General features: G+C 57.7%; 19 protein-coding genes. 17 read left to right on the forward strand and 2 right to left on the reverse strand.

Translation table 11 applies throughout. The features are described 5' to 3' along the window. The first annotated feature begins 78 nt into the window (after nucleotides 1-78). The 12 genes from QYS36_RS11265 to QYS36_RS11320 all read left to right on the forward strand — a co-directional run bounded on the left by QYS36_RS11265 (nucleotide 79) and on the right by QYS36_RS11320 (nucleotide 7,541). A complete protein-coding gene (locus QYS36_RS11265) occupies nucleotides 79-513 on the forward strand; it encodes a hypothetical protein (protein ID WP_308839555.1) in 435 nt (144 codons plus the stop codon). A gap of 86 nt (nucleotides 514-599) precedes the next feature. Next, a complete protein-coding gene (locus QYS36_RS11270; protein WP_308839545.1) occupies nucleotides 600-920 on the forward strand; it encodes a hypothetical protein in 321 nt (106 codons plus the stop codon). A 92-nt stretch (nucleotides 921-1,012) separates the two neighbouring features. Next, nucleotides 1,013-1,813, forward strand: coding sequence for a hypothetical protein (locus QYS36_RS11275; protein WP_308839556.1), 801 nt, complete (start codon nucleotides 1,013-1,015; stop codon nucleotides 1,811-1,813). A 39-nt stretch (nucleotides 1,814-1,852) separates the two neighbouring features. Continuing rightward, nucleotides 1,853-2,485 carry a hypothetical protein gene (locus QYS36_RS11280; protein WP_308839557.1) on the forward strand — a complete coding sequence of 211 codons (633 nt, stop codon included), beginning with the start codon at nucleotides 1,853-1,855 and terminating at the stop codon, nucleotides 2,483-2,485. 92 nt (nucleotides 2,486-2,577) lie between these two features. Beyond that, nucleotides 2,578-3,102 (forward strand): DUF6714 family protein, encoded by a 525-nt coding sequence (locus QYS36_RS11285; RefSeq protein ID WP_308839558.1) that lies wholly within the window; start codon nucleotides 2,578-2,580, stop codon nucleotides 3,100-3,102. 75 nt (nucleotides 3,103-3,177) lie between these two features. Next, nucleotides 3,178-3,654, forward strand: a complete 477-nt coding sequence (locus QYS36_RS11290; RefSeq protein WP_308839559.1) for a YcxB family protein — start codon at nucleotides 3,178-3,180, stop codon at nucleotides 3,652-3,654. An 81-nt stretch (nucleotides 3,655-3,735) separates the two neighbouring features. Continuing rightward, nucleotides 3,736-4,380 (forward strand): LysE family translocator, encoded by a 645-nt coding sequence (locus QYS36_RS11295; RefSeq protein WP_308839560.1) that lies wholly within the window; start codon nucleotides 3,736-3,738, stop codon nucleotides 4,378-4,380. Nucleotides 4,381-4,458: 78 nt separating this feature from the next. Further along, entirely contained in the window at nucleotides 4,459-4,653 is a 195-nt protein-coding gene (locus QYS36_RS11300) for a KTSC domain-containing protein (protein WP_308839606.1), read from the forward strand. A 113-nt stretch (nucleotides 4,654-4,766) separates the two neighbouring features. Then, nucleotides 4,767-5,342 carry a hypothetical protein gene (locus QYS36_RS11305; protein ID WP_308839561.1) on the forward strand — a complete coding sequence of 192 codons (576 nt, stop codon included), beginning with the start codon at nucleotides 4,767-4,769 and terminating at the stop codon, nucleotides 5,340-5,342. A 657-nt stretch (nucleotides 5,343-5,999) separates the two neighbouring features. Then, entirely contained in the window at nucleotides 6,000-6,350 is a 351-nt protein-coding gene (locus QYS36_RS11310) for a VOC family protein (RefSeq protein WP_308839562.1), read from the forward strand. An 87-nt stretch (nucleotides 6,351-6,437) separates the two neighbouring features. Next, nucleotides 6,438-7,043, forward strand: coding sequence for a GyrI-like domain-containing protein (locus QYS36_RS11315; protein ID WP_308839563.1), 606 nt, complete (start codon nucleotides 6,438-6,440; stop codon nucleotides 7,041-7,043). Nucleotides 7,044-7,136: 93 nt separating this feature from the next. Next, nucleotides 7,137-7,541, forward strand: a complete 405-nt coding sequence (locus QYS36_RS11320) for a nuclear transport factor 2 family protein (RefSeq protein WP_308839564.1) — start codon at nucleotides 7,137-7,139, stop codon at nucleotides 7,539-7,541. A 101-nt stretch (nucleotides 7,542-7,642) separates the two neighbouring features. On the opposite strand, the gene QYS36_RS11325 is transcribed toward QYS36_RS11320, so the two are convergent. Further along, nucleotides 7,643-8,980: an MFS transporter gene (locus QYS36_RS11325; RefSeq protein ID WP_308839565.1), complete on the reverse strand. Its 1,338-nt coding sequence runs from the start codon at nucleotides 8,978-8,980 to the stop codon at nucleotides 7,643-7,645. 22 nt (nucleotides 8,981-9,002) lie between these two features. After that, nucleotides 9,003-10,064 (reverse strand): SDR family oxidoreductase, encoded by a 1,062-nt coding sequence (locus QYS36_RS11330; RefSeq protein ID WP_308839566.1) that lies wholly within the window; start codon nucleotides 10,062-10,064, stop codon nucleotides 9,003-9,005. A gap of 161 nt (nucleotides 10,065-10,225) precedes the next feature. Here QYS36_RS11330 and QYS36_RS11335 point away from each other — a divergent pair, with 161 nt between their 5' ends. From QYS36_RS11335 to QYS36_RS11355, 5 genes are all read left to right on the forward strand, one after another. Next, nucleotides 10,226-11,125 carry a LysR family transcriptional regulator gene (locus tag QYS36_RS11335; protein ID WP_308839567.1) on the forward strand — a complete coding sequence of 300 codons (900 nt, stop codon included), beginning with the start codon at nucleotides 10,226-10,228 and terminating at the stop codon, nucleotides 11,123-11,125. Nucleotides 11,126-11,229: 104 nt separating this feature from the next. Continuing rightward, entirely contained in the window at nucleotides 11,230-12,609 is a 1,380-nt protein-coding gene (gene xseA, locus QYS36_RS11340; RefSeq protein ID WP_308839568.1) for an exodeoxyribonuclease VII large subunit, read from the forward strand. 18 nt (nucleotides 12,610-12,627) lie between these two features. Further along, nucleotides 12,628-13,449, forward strand: coding sequence for a peptidoglycan DD-metalloendopeptidase family protein (locus QYS36_RS11345; RefSeq protein WP_308839569.1), 822 nt, complete (start codon nucleotides 12,628-12,630; stop codon nucleotides 13,447-13,449). An 89-nt stretch (nucleotides 13,450-13,538) separates the two neighbouring features. Continuing rightward, a complete protein-coding gene (locus tag QYS36_RS11350) occupies nucleotides 13,539-14,207 on the forward strand; it encodes a glutathione S-transferase (RefSeq protein ID WP_308839570.1) in 669 nt (222 codons plus the stop codon). A 183-nt stretch (nucleotides 14,208-14,390) separates the two neighbouring features. Next, a complete protein-coding gene (locus QYS36_RS11355) occupies nucleotides 14,391-15,671 on the forward strand; it encodes a mechanosensitive ion channel family protein (protein WP_308839571.1) in 1,281 nt (426 codons plus the stop codon). Nucleotides 15,672-15,792: the final 121 nt, after the last annotated feature.

Here is a 15,792-nt window from a genome sequence, read left to right on the forward strand (position 1 = left end):
AACCGTTCGCTTCGCTCACTGGGACGGGCTAAAGCCCGCCCCTTAACCAAACGTTAAATTCCAATGAGCTATCGAGCAATGTACGAAAAATTTGAGGAGTTTGGAGGTTGTCTCCAAATTAAAACATCAGAAAAAACTGATTTCGATAGTGGTTTACTTGAAATTATGCCTCGAATCGAGGATGTCGAAGCTGATCTGAGTGAATGTAAAGAGATGTTGAAGGAAATCTCTGAAGAACAATCTCGCCTTCTTTTAACTACTGGGTTTCGTCGCGGCCTGGCATACAGCTCATATACATATATGCCTTTATCGGAAGCCCAAGGCCTTGCTAATGAATTTATGTCTTCGTTACCTGAGGGGGCCACTTTTTACACTCACTGCTCAATCCCAGGCTCAGAAGAAGGCGTTGTATGCGGGTGGTCAGGGAGAATAACCGGGGCAACATTTGAATTATCCGTCTATGCTGTTTCTGGCGCTGGTTGTACCTTGTTCTTAATAACTGATGAAGATTGAATTTAACAAGGCGCTGCTGTCGGACAAATTTTCCGCTGCGCTCCAAATTTGCCGCAGAGCGCGGCGTTAGGCAACCAAAACAGAACATGAACAACCTTGAATTAGTGGCCGCCCTCAAAGCACTTCCAGATGAAGATTTGGCGCTGGTGCTTGGCAGCGTTCTTCCCGAACGCAATCCTTTTTCCAAAGAGCCAGAAGTGGTTAGCTCCAAAATGTTTCTTGGCATATACACGGAGTACACAGACGAGAGCTCAATTAGCATTGTGGCCTATCCTAAGGATGGCGAACACGGACCTTATTGGGGGTTCTGTCAATCTGCTGAGTCACCAATTTCAGGCATAAACTTCGTTTCGTCTCAGAAGCAAGCCATATCGCCACTGGACGAAACAATAATACATCTTACATAGCCTAACAAATGGTTCAAATCGTTCGCTTCGCTCTCTGGGACGGGCTAAAGCCCGCCCCTTAACCAAACGTTAGCACCCAGAATGGAGCCCCCGTGTTTAGCAAAACCGATATTCGCGAATTAATTATTAAACTAGGCAGGAGGTGGTTTTTTCCAGACTTCTCCAACAAGATCACTTGGGCGATCATCAGCCTTGGCGTGGGTGTTGTTCTGACGCCAACACCATTGAAACTAGTCCTCTACAACTGGCTAGTCGATACCTTTAATCTGAACTCAGGCAATCACTTTTCGCTTGCAGAATTGAGTTCTGGCGCCGCTGATTACTGGGTTGGATTTTCCCTAATTACATCTGCCTTTGCTCATAACATCTTCAGCAAATGGCTTCAACTGAGCCATGAAAAATTAAGCAATCAAGATAAAATAGCCACTATAGAGGCGGATAAAGTCTTATATATAAAATTTATGGCAACCATACCATCTGGATCGCGCTCAATATACTTGCTTCAGTCACATGACTTTGGAAACTCATTTAATCTTGAGTCACTAGACGAAATAGATACCTTTGTGTCCGAATGGAATTACGCAGAATCAAAATTTCTAAACGAAGAATTAGAAAATCTGCGTGAAGCTCTATGGCAAAAAAGCAATGAGTTTAGTTGGTTGCTCGCTAAAAAATCAGCGCCAATCGGTAATGGCCGTCTCCAGAGGGTTGTACCAGATCAACATCGAAACGATTGGGACTGGCCAAAATGGGTAGATGATGATGTAAAAGCCGTAAATGCAATGGTCTCGGAAGTCGTTGAGCTCATCAAAAATTCATTGCCACGGCCAAGCGCGTACTGCGATGCTAACAAGTGGTTCAAACCGTTCGCTGCGCTCACTGGAACGGGCTAAAGCCCGCCCCTTAACCAAACGTTAGCTCATAAGAAAAATATGCGTAGATCAATAAATATTATCTTTAGTATCTGTGTTGCTTTACATGGCATAAAAGCCTTTGCCACTCCGCTCTCTATTGTCAACTGCGCTAATAACAACGAACACACAGAAAATACAAAGCTAAAACTTGATAGCGACAAAGATCAACTGGAAGATCTTTCATATGAAGTTAACTTTCCTGCACGCATTGAGTACGGAAGAAAAGCGCATACGGCCAACCAAACCCCACATGTAGCCATGAAAATAGGAGATAAATGGCTCGCCGGAAGTAACAGAGGCGAATGGGGTGGCGAACTGGTACTTATAGAGCCCGACAAAACTCACAAAATATTACTCAAAGACAATATCCATGAAATATTCAGAACAGAAGTCGGAATAATCGTTGTTGCCGGTCTTTCTCACCTAATGAATAGCAGTGGTCGAGTATATTTAGTAAGCGAAAATGGCTCAAATTTAGATTACACGTTGTTGTTCGGTCTTGATGCCGCCCCAGAAAAATCATGGATGACCTCAGAAGGTGAGATTTTCATAAATACTAGCTATGGAGCCTCCATCATAAGAACCGATGGCACGCTAAAAAGAGCTTTGTGTAAAAATCACGAGTACATAAAATTCAAAGGCCGGTCCTGAGTGTATGCAGCTAACAACTGGTTCAAATCGTTCGCTTCGCTCACTGGGACGGGCTAAAGCCCGCCCCTTAACCAAACGTTAGTTGTGAATTTATGAACTCCACTGAAGCGTTAAGTCATAAAATTCGAAAAGAATTTTTGGAAGTACCATTCCCTTCACATTGCGGCCTACACGCGGCCGTAGCGAAGGACGACTGGGTCAAAGATGAAAGAATTCTTCGAGAGATAACTCAACGAGACGATTACATTGGAAAATGGTGGGATGTACCGAAAGAGCACCTTCTCAAATGCATGATGGCTTTGAGTTATTTAGATGCTGCTGGCATGGAGTTTTACCTCCCCGCATACATGAGTGCGATTATTGAATCGCCAAGTGATTTCGACGAACCAAAGATTAAATCAAGTTCTTGGCAAATAATCCACACAATGCTACCTGATGAAGAAAGTCAGGAATTAAAGCAGTATTTCCATGATCGGTTCTCCGGATTTTTGGGCGGTAAAAAGCAAGTATGCCGGGAGTTCTTACAATATATCGAAAGCTGTAGGCTCTATGACGAGCATGCGAGAAAAATCGCGCAAGAGGCATTAGGTCATGAGTTCTGGTCAAGTAACAGCTAACAAATGCTTCAAATCGTTCGCCTCGCTCACTGGGACGGGCTAAAGCCCGCCCCTTAACCAAAAGTTAGGTATCCAATGATCACCGGTTCCATATCTGCATCCGATTACCTCAATGCTCAGCGGCTACACAGAGCTAAATCAGTCCGTGTCTACTATGCGGTATCTGTAGCAGCCATCGCAGTTGGAGTGATGAGCTTTTTCTTCTTCCAACAGAAATTAGGCTTCATTATCGGGAGTGCTGGTGTTGGTGGCGTAATTGGCGAACTCGTCATGTCAGTTTTCTATATTCCATGGAAAACCCGTCGCCTTTACAGTCAACAAAAAGATCTTTCATCACCATTTTTTTACACATGGAATAGTGAATACCTTGAGGCCAAGGGCATCAGTGGGCAATCAAAGCGAAAATGGTCTGATTACTTAATGATCAAGGAAAGCGAGAGTATTTTCCTTCTCTACCAATGTGACCTCATATTTGAAATGCTTCCTAAATCTTGGTTCAAAGATCAGGAACAAATCTCTGAATTTCGAAAATTTGCATTTCGATCAGTGTAAACCTAACTAGTGGTTCAAATCGCTCGCTTCGCTCACTGGGACGGGCTAAAGCCCGCCCCTTAACCAAACGTTAGGTAACCTATGAATATTGAAACCGTTCTTGCCTTTTCTGCAGTTGCCGGTCTCGCAATTCTTAGTCCAGGCCCAGCAATCCTTTTGGCTCTGCGCAATGGCGTAACATTTGGTATGCGTGCGGTTATTTGGTCTTCTATGGGCAACATTACTGGCCTTTTCTGCTTATCAGCAGCTGCAATGCTTGGCTTGGGGCTGCTGCTTAAATCCTCAGCACTTCTATTTAGTATCGTCAAAGTCCTAGGTGCCCTATACCTATTTTATGTCGGTATTAGGCACTTATTTGGTCGTACCTCAGTACTGGGAGCTGAAGCTAGTCAATTATCTAATACCAAAACACATAGCCCTTTTCTGCTATATCGTGAAGCATTTTTTATGGCTGCATTCAACCCGAAACCTATTCTATTTTTTACGGCACTTTTTCCGCAGTTCATCAGCGAACAAGAGCCGTTGTTGCCACAATTCTTCATTCTCACAAGTATTTTTATGGTTTTATCGTTCTTCGCTCTCCTTGCCTATGCGACGGTTGCTGCTCGCGCGAAAAACGTGCTACAGAAGCCCCATTTTGTAAAATGGATCAACCGTGTAGTTGGGGGGTGTTTATGTCTTTCGGAGCTGCGCTGCTCACTCTTCGGCGCCCGGCAACCTAACTAGTGGTTCAAATCGCTCGCTTCGCTCACTGGGACGGGCTAAACCCGCCCCTTAACCAAACGTTAGGTGAATGCCATGGAAATGATACGTGTACGCTCAACAGCCATCATCGCAATTGGCTACGACCCTGCAAGCCGAAGAATGAAAATCACATTTCAGCAGGGCCACACGTACGACTTCTGTCGCGTTCCAGCGCATATATACGAAGGCTTCATGCGGTCAGCATCAAAAGGTACCTATTACAACGCTCACATAAAAGACCGCTATCAGTGCTAAGCAAACACCTAACAATACGCTCAAAGCTCTCACTTCGTTCGCTGGGACCGGCTAAAGCCGGCCCCTTAGCTTAATCGTTGGGCACCACAAGCTAATATCGAGGTACCCCCCAAATGCCAGCCCCTGAAAAAGAATATTTCACTTTGACTGAAATTATGGATCGCTGGGCTCGTTCAAAGGTCGATCAAACGACTTTACTCGATTATGCAAGGAGAGACCTCCTGATTTACTCCGTTTACTTGAGAGAAATCGGGAGCCACAAACGCGAGACCATTGAACCCGATGGGGCAATCCGAACAACCACCGTAAGCACCATGCAATTTGTTGCCCCAAACTTTACTTATCAGCCAATAAGATACCTCAAGGCAAATGATGCTCGGCGGATACTTGAAGCAAAAGAGGGCGAGCAAATTGCAGTATCAGTCCTGTACACATCAGCAGAAAGAAATAAAGAAAGTGGCACAGGCTATGCGCAACCACTCTACTTTGAACCCAAAGACTTGCTGATAACAAAGTCAGAGAGAGACCGTTTTGAAAAACAGCATAAGCTGAGTATTGGCAGCTGGAGTGAAGCCTCTTGGAAATGGCTAACAGACGCTAGCAACCAAAAAGCCTTAACGCTTATAGGCAGTGCTATTGCAGCAGTCGGAATTACGCTATGGCAGTTATACGTTCGCTTTCTAAGCTAATAAGGTGAGTGCGGTGTCCAACAATGCGCTCAAATCACTCACTTCGTTCGCTGGGACCGGCGAAACCGGCCCCTTAGCTTAATCGTTAGGCCCGCTCATATGAATGACGCATCGTGGTTTAAATCATGGAGTCCGCTCTCTGATATTCCGTATCCGACCGTTAAGGCAAGCGAGTCGTTATATTCAATTGGGCCGTCCACATATCTATTCACTGTTCCCCATAACCGAGAATTCACCGGCGAAGACAAGGGGCCGTACGCGACGATCCTAGTATTCTCTCCTTCGGTGGGCGCCGTTGAGAGATCCCTCAACATGTCGATTGAAATGGACACAGGCGAACCTCTTGACTTCAATACCATTCCAAAATTTGGCTTATCTAACTTTACTTACGCTTCCCTGTCCAAGCTTCCTGGCGTGTTTGAGTCAGCACGCTATCACGGAATAACGGGGCAGTTTCTCGAAACATCTCTACGTTGGGGTGCCATCGAATTTTGCTTTCGAAACAATTGCCTAGCATCCAAAGACGAGCCGTATCTTGTTCGGTACTCACCGTGAGCCTAACTAGTGGTTCAAATCGTTCGCTTCGCTCACTGGGACCGGCTAAAGCCCGCCCCTTAACCAAACGTCAGGGCGCACAGCCGCTGCGAAGGCCAGCCAATGAAAGTGAAACGCATCGTCGCTGATATTCAGGCGACCAGCCCCGCAGAGGCGGATGCCTTTTATCGCGGGGTACTCGGTCTGGAACTGGCCATGAATCACGGCTGGATCCGAACGTACACCGGCGACACGCAAATGACAGTTCAGGTCAGTGTCGCATCCGAGGGTGGGTCGGGAATGGAGGTGCCCCATTTGTCTGTAGAGGTGGATGACTTGGCAGAGGCGCTGCGCAGGATCGAAGAGGCGGGGATCACGGTCGAGTACGGGCCCGCCACCGAGCCGTGGGGCGTGAAGCGGTTCTACGTGCGTGATCCAATGGGCCGGCTGATCAATATCCTTCAGCATGTATAGCCGTCGGGTGCGCCCTAACGATTCGTCCAAGCCGGCGCCGCTTCGCAGCGTGGGTTGACTCAGGCGTTGGCCGCCATAGGAGGGTTGGTGAATACGATTGACCTGAAAAGCGAGCTAAAGCCCCTATACAAGCCTTCCGCAAAAACGGTCGTCGAGGTAGACGTACCTGCGTTCAACTCTCTCATGATCGATGGCGAGGGCAACCCCAACACCACCGAGAAGTACAAGGAGGCAGTCGAAGCCCTCTACTGTGCCGCGTACACCATCAAGTTCGCGCTAAAGCGGGAAAATGCGCTCGACTACGTCGTAATGCCACTCGAGGGCTTGTGGTGGGCCGACGACTTGACCAGCTTCGACCGCGACGATAAAGACAACTGGAAATGGACGATGATGATCATGCAGCCACCAGAAGCCACCAAGCAGCTGGTTCAGGCAGCGATCACCCACGCTCAAGACAGGAAGGGGCTGCCTGGGTTACGAAAGATTCGGTTCGAACCATTCAAAGAGGGCCGCTGCGCGCAAATCATGCACGTTGGCCCATTCGCTGCCGAGGGGCCGACAATCCAACGGGTGCACGACTACATATCACGCCACTCGGCACTGAGGGGCAAGCACCACGAGATCTACCTGAGCGACATACGCAGGGCAGCGCCGGAAAAATGGAAAACCATCATTCGCCAGCCGATGGAATGACAGCTGATTCGCTTCGCTCACTGGCAAGAGCTGAAGCTCGCCCCTTAACCAAAGGTTATGCGCCTGAGAACGTCGTCAAAGGGAGAAAGAACAATGACACTAACCAAAGCCGACTGCGAAGTTCGCACCGTGCTCGAAGAGTGGGCCACGGCAACCAGGCAAGGCCGGATAGATCACGTTCTGAACAACCACGCCGCGAACCTGGTGATCTTCGATGTGTTGCCGCCAATGAAGTACGAAAGTGCGGAATCCTACAGGAGCAGTTGGGACGAGTGGCAGCCGCAAACAGAGGGTGAAGCGGTGTTCGATCTTGAGAACCTGACGATCACTGCCGGTGACGATGTCGCGTTCGCCCATTGCTTCATCCGCTGCGGTGGTAAGCTGCCAGACGGTAGAACGTTTCAGGACTTGGTACGTGCGACATTCTGCTTGAGAAAGGTCAATGGCTCATGGGTGGTCGAGCATCAGCACGTGTCAAAGCCCTATGAGAACTCGTGAAGAACCTGCTGATCGTTCCCACGCTCCGCCTGGGAACGCAGCCCTGGGCGCTCCGCGCCCGCTACTGCACCTGATTCGACGCGGAGCGTGAGGAACGGTCATTAGTTAGTGGCAAGCAGCGCCTTGGTGCCCTCCTCTGCCTCGGCCGTGCCTCGCCGGCTCATGTCGTCGGCCTGCCTGCCCAGGTACCAGCCAAGCGCTCCCCAGAGCAACGCACAACCCGCGCCCACCAGCGCCACCAGTACCGCGCCCTGGCCAAGCAGATCGAGGAAACTCTTCACCCAGCCGCTAAGCGCATCGCCGGCGCGGTAGACCACGGTGTCGATGAAGTTCTTCGCCTTGTACTTGCTCTCCGCGTCCAGCGGGGCGAAGAGCATTTCCCGGCCGGGCCGCACGAAGGCGTATTCACCGATACGGCGCACGATCATCAGCGCGGCCAGCATGGCGAAGGTGGGCGCCAGGGCGAGGCCGATGAAACCCACGCAGACCAGCAGCGGCACCATGGCCAACAGCACCCGCACGCCCAGCTTCTGGGCGATGCGCCCGGTGATGAACAGCTGTGACAGCAAGGCGCCGGCCTGCACGAGCACATCGATGATGCCGAACACGCGAATCTGCGCGTCGCGGTCCGGGAAGCGTTCGGCCACCAGGCGCGCCTGCTCGAAGTACAGAAAGGTGGTCACCGTGGCGAGCAGCACCACGAACCCGGCGATGGCCAACAGATACGGCGATTGCAGCACCCGCGTCAGACCGCTGAACGGGTTGCCGGCCACCGGCTTGCGCGAACTCTCGGCCTTCACCGCGCCAGGCCGGCCGGCGCCGCCGACTTCCCGCCAGCGCATCAGCGGCGCCTTGAGCGCCAGGGCGACACCCAGCAGCACGCCAGCCAGCAGCACCAGCCCGCTTTCGCCGACAACACCGACCAGCAACGCGCTCATGGCCGGCCCGACCAGGCCGCCGACGCTGGCACCCGCGGCGATAAAGGCGAACAGCCGCTTGGCCTGCTGGCTGTCGAACACGTCGGCCATCAGGCTCCAGGCCACCGACACCACGAACAGGTTGTAGACCGAGATCCACACGTAGAACACCCGTGCCAGCCAGACGTTCTCCTCGCTGAGCTGGAACAGCACGGCGAAGGCCAGCAGGTTCAGGCAGAAGAAGCCGTACACCCAGTCGACGAAGTGGATGCGCGGCACCCGCGAGCTGAGCCAGGCGAACAGCGGCACGGCCACCAGCATCACCACGAAGGTGGCGGTGAACAGCCATTGCAGGTTGTCGACACCGGCCATGATGCCCATCGACTCGCGGATGGGCCGCAGCATGAAATAGCCGGAGAACAGGCAGAAGAACAACGCGAACCCGGCAAGCGCCGGTCCCAGCTCGTGGCGCTCGGCGTTGATGGCGGCGCCGAGGCGCCGCGGCAGAATTGTAGAAAGCATGATGGCCGCTCCTGGCGAGTTATCAGCGGTAGGTAACGCCGGTCAGTTGCTCGGCAACCGTCCACAGGCGTGCCGCGGCGCCGGCATCTTTGGCCACCTCTGGCACCGTGGCCAGGCCCAGCGGCCCGCGCTTTTCTTCCTCGCCGGTCGGCCCGTAATAGGCCCCGCCCTGGGCCTGGTGCGCAGTGGCGGCATACAGCGTAGGCAGTGCGCCCTGGGCGGCGGAATGGTACTCGTCGCGATCCTTGGCCCAGTTGCGGCCGAACTCGCTGTCCAGCCCCGGGCCGCGGGCGATCAGCTCGGTCACGGCAACACCCGGGTGCGCGGCGATGCTCTGGATGCCCCAGCCCTGCGCCTGGCTCCGGCGCTGCAGCTCGAAGGCGAACATCAAGGTCGCCAGCTTGGATTGCGCATAGGAGACATAGGGGTTGTAGGCCCGCTCGGACTGCAGGTCATCGAAGTCGAGGTTGCCGCGCAACGCCGCGATGCTCGACAGGGTGACCACCCGCGGGGCAGTGCTCTTGCGCAGCAGCGGCAGCACATGGCCGGTCAGGGCGAAGTGCCCCAGGTAGTTGGTGGCCAGCTGCAGCTCATGGCCATCGGCCGAGGTTCCGCGCTCAGGCGGCGCCATGACCGCGGCATTGTTGATCAGCCCGTCGAGGCGCGGCAGTTTGGCATTCAGGCGCTCGCCCAGGGCCTTGACCGAAGCCAGATCGGCCAGGTCGACTTCTTCGAACTGCACCTGGGCGCCGCGAATTTCCTCCTTGATACGCGCTATCGCTTCCCTGCCCCGCTGGGGGTTGCGGGCGGCGATCACCACTTCGGCGCCAGCGGCGGCCAGGGCCTTGGCATCTTCGAAGCCCATGCCGCTGGTGCCGCCGGTCACCAGGAAGATACGCCCGCTCTGCGAGGGCATGTCGGCCAGGCTCCAGTCCGGCTTGGGTGCGGTTTGCTGGGCGGAGACACTGTTCGCCTCGAGTGCGAAGCCCAGGGTCAGGCTGAGGGTCGCCAGCCACTTGCGCCAGGTGGCGCCGCGGTTGGCCGGGGTGGCCGGGGTGGCCGTTGCCAGGATGCTGGTTGTCATTGTTCGGTCCTCTCGTGGGTAGGAATCCGACGGTTCGCGGCAAGGCGGCCCGTCGACGTAGACCATTGTTCAACGGGTGGCGGGCCACGATAAGCCGTATAAAACTGGACGCTGTGTACGGGCAGCCGTACGATCAACCCTCCAGTTCGAGAGCCCTTCCCATGCGCCAGCCCAACCTGACGGACGTTGCCCTGTTCGCCGCCGTGGTCGAAGCCGGCGGTTTTCGGGTGGCTGCGCAGAAGCGCGGCATGCCGGCTTCGTCGATCAGCGATTGCGTGCGCCGCCTGGAAAGCGACCTCGGCGTGCGCCTGCTCAACCGCACCACCCGCAGCGTGTACCCCACCGAAATTGGCGCGCGCCTGCTGGAGCGGCTGCGCCCGGCCCTCGCTGAAATCGGCGCGGCCTTCAGTGATCTTGACGACGAGGCGCAACAGCCCATGGGCACCTTGCGCCTCAACGTGCCGGTGCCCATCGCCCGCTTCGTGCTGCCGCGCCTGATCCCCGCGTTTCTCGAACGCTACCCCGGCGTCAGCGTCGAGGTGGCGATGGACAACACCTTCGTCGACGTGGTCGCGGGCGGCTTTGATGCCGGTGTGCGCTACGAGGAAAGCCTGGCCAAGGACATGATCGCGGTGCCCATCGGGCCACGCCGGCAGCGCTTCGTGGCCGGCGCCTCGCCGGCCTATCTGGCACGCCACGGCATGCCGCAGCACCCGCGTGACCTGCTCGAACACCGCCTGATCGGCCACCGCTTCGAGAGCGGCAAGCTGGGCGTCTGGGAGTTGGAAAAGGACGGCGAGACCGTCCGCGTGCCGCCCCAGGGGCCGCTGCTGTCGTCGTCCCAGGATCTGGAGGTGGGCGCTGCCGTGGCCGGCGTCGGCATCATCTACACCTTCGAGGAGTACCTGGGCCCGCTGTTCGCGCAGGGCGCGCTGATACCGGTACTGGAGCACTGGTGGCAGGGCTTCGACGGCCCGTATCTGTACTACAACGATCGCCGCCACGTGCCTTCGCCGCTGCGCGCCTTCGTGGATTTTCTCAAGGCCGAGAACCAGGGCTGAGTGACGACCAGCCGGCCTGTGCCTATGCCGCTGCCCTGGCCTCTGGCGAGACGCCGGTCGACCGCGGTTTCGCCATGTACGCGGCTCGGCTTATCATGCCGGCCATGATCAAAGACCCGTTCCAACGCCTGAACCTCGACCGCGAGGTGCTCAGCGTCAGCCAGCTCAACAACCGCGCGCGCCTGTTGCTCGAAGATGTCTTCGGGGGCATCTGGGTCGAGGGCGAGATTTCCAACCTCGCGCGGCCGGCCTCCGGGCATATCTACTTCACCCTCAAGGACAGCCAGGCCCAGGTGCGTTGCGCGCTGTTCCGGCAGAACGCCGCTCGGGTGCGCCAGGCGCTGCGCGACGGCCTGGCGGTGAAGGTGCGCGGCAAGGTCTCGCTGTTCGAGGGCCGGGGCGACTACCAGCTGATTCTCGACGCCGTGGAGCCCGCTGGCGACGGCGCCCTGCGCCTGGCCTTCGAGGCGCTGAAGGAAAAGCTCGGCGCCGAAGGCCTGTTCGCCGCCGAAAGCAAACGCGCCCTGCCCGCCCACCCGCGGCGTATCGGCATCGTCAGCTCGCCGACCGGCGCGGTGATCCGCGACATCATCAGCGTGTTCCGCCGCCGCGCCCCGCAGGTCGAGCTGAGCCTGATTCCCACCGCTGTGCAGGGCCGCGAGGCCACGGCGCAGATCGTCCGCGCGCTGAAGCTGGCCGATGCCCAGGGCTTCGATGCCTTGATCCTGGCCCGCGGCGGCGGCTCGCTGGAAGACCTCTGGTGCTTCAACGAGGAAGCCGTGGCCCGCGCCGTGGCCGCCTGCGTGACGCCCATCGTCAGCGCGGTAGGCCATGAGACCGATGTGTCGATCAGCGACTTCGTCGCCGACGTGCGTGCGCCTACACCATCGGCCGCCGCCGAGCTGTTGGCACCGCACAGCAACGATCTGACCCAGCGCGTCAGCGTGTTGCAACGGCGCCTGACCCTGGCGATGAACGGCCGCCTGGCCCGCGAGCGCATGCGCCTCGATGGCCTGACCCGGCGCATGCGCCATCCCGGCGAGCGGCTGCGTCAGCAGGCCCAGCGCCTCGACGATCTGGACATGCGCCTGCGCCGCGCCTTCACCCAGCAGCTCAATCAACGCAGCCACAAGCTGGCTCAATTGCAGGCCCGCCTGGCCGGTCAACACCCCGGGCGCCATCTCACGTTGCTGCGCCAGCGCCTCGACAGCCTGGCCGAGCGCCTGCCGCGGGCGATGAAGGAAGGCCTCAAGGCGCGCCACCTGCTGCTGCAGAGCCAGATGCAGACGCTGCATGTGGTCAGCCCGCTGGCAACCCTGGGGCGTGGCTACAGCATTCTGCTCGACGAGCGCGGCCGGGCGATTCGCAGCGCCGCCGCCACCCAGCCCGGGCAGCGCCTCAAGGCGCGCCTGGGCGAAGGCGAACTGCAAGTGCGCGTCGAAGACAATCACCTCGCCCCGGTCACGCTTTCGCTGCTGGACTGATACCGATAAGGACACCCCATGCGCTCCCTGCTGTTGCTCTTCACTCTGTGCCTCGCCCTGCCCGCCCACGCCGAAGGCTTTATCAGCCGGCTGCTCAACAAGCCGGTGCCGGGCGGCGTAGCGGTGGTCGACCTGGGCAACAGCGCCAGTGCGCCCAGCGCCACCTATCAGGGCAAGCCGGTGTTGGTGGTAAAAGAGGACGGGCTGCGCTGGATCGCCATCGTCGGCATCCCGTTGAGCGTCAAACCGGGCACCCAGCAGATCGAATCCGCCGGCCAGCGCCTGAGTTTCCAGGTGGGCAGCAAGCAGTACGTCGAGCAGCGCATCACCATCAAGAACCAGCAGCAGGTCAATCCCAACGCCAAGAACCTTGCGCGCATCGAAAAGGAACTGGCCGAGCAGACCCGCGCCTACCGGCAGTTCAGCCCGCGCCAGCCGAGCAACCTGCTGTTCGACAAACCGGTCAACGGGCCCCTGTCGAGCCCCTTCGGGCTGCGCCGCTTCTTCAATGGTGAAGAACGCAACCCGCACTCGGGGCTGGATTTCGCCGCCAACCGCGGCACGCCGATCAAGGCACCGGCGGCCGGCAAGGTGATCCTGGTGGGCGACTACTTCTTCAACGGCAAGACGGTGTTCGTCGACCACGGCCAGGGCCTGATCAGCATGTTCTGCCACCTCTCGGAGATCGGTGTGAAGGTCGGCGACGAGCTGCCGCGCGGCGGCGTGCTCGGCAAGGTCGGCGCCACCGGCCGCGCCACCGGCCCACACCTGCACTGGAACGTCAGCCTCAACGATGCGCGGGTCGACCCGGCGATCTTCATTGGCGCGTTCAAGCCCTGAGCCAATATAGGGCGGCAGCATCACCCGTTCGCGGCTAACCTGACGCGACTCGCTGACCGGCGATTGCGCGACCTCTCCAAGGAGCCACCATGATCACCGTCCACCACCTGAACAACTCGCGCTCGCAGCGCATCCTCTGGCTGCTCGAAGAGCTGGGCGTCGACTACCAGATCAAGCGCTACGAGCGTGACCCCAAGACCATGCTCGCTCCGCCGGAACTGCGCGCCGTGCATCCGCTGGGCAAGTCGCCGGTGGTCACCGACGGCGACCTTACGCTGGCCGAATCCGGCGCCATCATCGACTACCTCGCCAACCGCTACGGCCCGCACCTGCTGCCCCCTGCCGATAGCCCGGAACGCCTGCGCTGCAATTACTGGCTGCACTACGCCGAAGGTTCGGCCATGCCGCCGCTGCTGCTCAAGCTGGTGTTCGACAAGCTGGAAAGCAGCCCGATGCCGTTCTTCGTCAAACCCGTCGCCCGGGGCATCGCCCAGAAGGTCAAGAACGCCTTCGTCGCCCCGCAACTCAAGCTGCACCTGGATTACCTGGAAGGCGAGCTGGGAGAGCGCACCTGGTTCGCCGGCGAAGCGTTCAGCGCCGCCGATATCCAGCTGAGCTTTCCGCTCGAAGCCGCTGCCGCTCGCGCCGGCCTGGACGCCAGCCGCCCGCGCCTCAGCGCCTTTCTCGAACGCATCCACGCCCGCCCCGCCTACCAACGCGCCCTGGAAAAAGGCGGCGAGTACGCCTACGCCAAGTGACGGCGTGAGCGGCGGCGTGCACCGCGTCGATCATCCCCTGCGCCCCAGCGCTGCCTGCGCATCAGCTGAGCCAATGGTTACCAGAGATGCGCAGATACCCGCCGGCAACCTGGGTTTGCTAAGGTACGCGCGCTATCGCCCGGCGCACCGGCGATGGGGGTCATGAAACCAGCGAGAGACGCGATGAACGAACACTACCAGGCCACCCTCAAGTGGCTTCAGCAATACCCGGAGTTGCACACCCTGATCAGCCTGAGCCTGCTGATTCTCGGTGCCTGGATCGCCAACTGGGTGGTCAAGCGCATTCTGGTGCGCGGCCTCTACCGGGCACTGCGCTCGACCAGCGTCGGCCAGGACAAGATACTCGGCGACTCCCACGTGGTACGCCGCCTGGCCAATATCGTGCCGGCACTGATCCTCACCAGTGGCATCAAGGTGATCCCGCACCTGCCCGAGGCCGTGGTCACGGTGGTGGAGAACGTCTGCAGCGCGTTCATCATCCTCACCATCGCCCTGGCCATCGGCGGCGTGCTGAACCTGATCAACATGCTCTACCAGCGCCGCCCCAACGCTCACCTGAAGCCCATCAAGGGTTACATCCAGGTGGTGACCATCGTCATCTACGCCATCGCGGCGATCCTGATGGTGGCCGCGCTGATCGATCGCTCGCCGCTGATCCTGCTCTCCGGCCTCGGTGCCATGGCCGCGGTGCTGATGCTGATCTTCCAGGACACCCTGCTGTCGCTGGTCGCCAGCGTGCAGATTTCCTCCAGCGACATCATCCGCGTCGGCGACTGGATCGAGATGCCGCAGCTCAACGCCGACGGCGATGTGATCGACATCGCCCTGCACACGGTCAAGGTGCAGAACTTCGACAAGACCATCACCACCATCCCGACCAAACGCTTCATCAGCGACCCGTTCAAGAACTGGCGTGGCATGCAGGAATCCGGCGGGCGGCGTATCAAGCGCTGCCTGTACCTGGACCAGACCAGCGTGCGCTTCCTGAGCCCCGACGAAATCGCCCGCCTGCAGCGCTTCCTGCTGCTCGGCCAGTACCTGAGCAGCAAGCAGAGCGAGCTGCTGAGCTGGAACACCGAACTGGCCGAAGCGGCCCAGGAGCCGGCCAACACCCGGCGGGTGACCAACATCGGCACCTTCCGCGCCTACGTCGAGCTCTATTTGCGCCAGCACCGCGGCATCAACCAGGACATGACCCTGCTGGTGCGCCAGCTGCAACCCACCGCCGACGGCCTGCCACTGGAGCTTTACTGCTTCACCAATACCGTGGCCTGGGCGGCTTACGAAGGCTACCAGTCGGATATCTTCGACCACCTGCTGGCGATCCTGCCGGAGTTCGGCCTGCGGGTGTTCCAGCACCCGAGTGGGGCGGACATGCGCGAGCTGCGTCCCAACCTGCACGCACCGACACCAGCTGAAAACGCTGCGCAACCGACAAGCTGAAAACGCTTTTTAGCCGCAATAAAAAACCACCAAGGAGTTCACCTTGGTGGTTTTCACCAATTTTCAACACAGGCTTGCCAGCTTTACCCTCAATGGTTAGGGTTGAGCCCATGACTATCTC

This window comes from Pseudomonas sp. G34, assembly GCF_031119625.1.
Taxonomy (GTDB): Bacteria; Pseudomonadota; Gammaproteobacteria; order Pseudomonadales; family Pseudomonadaceae; genus Aquipseudomonas.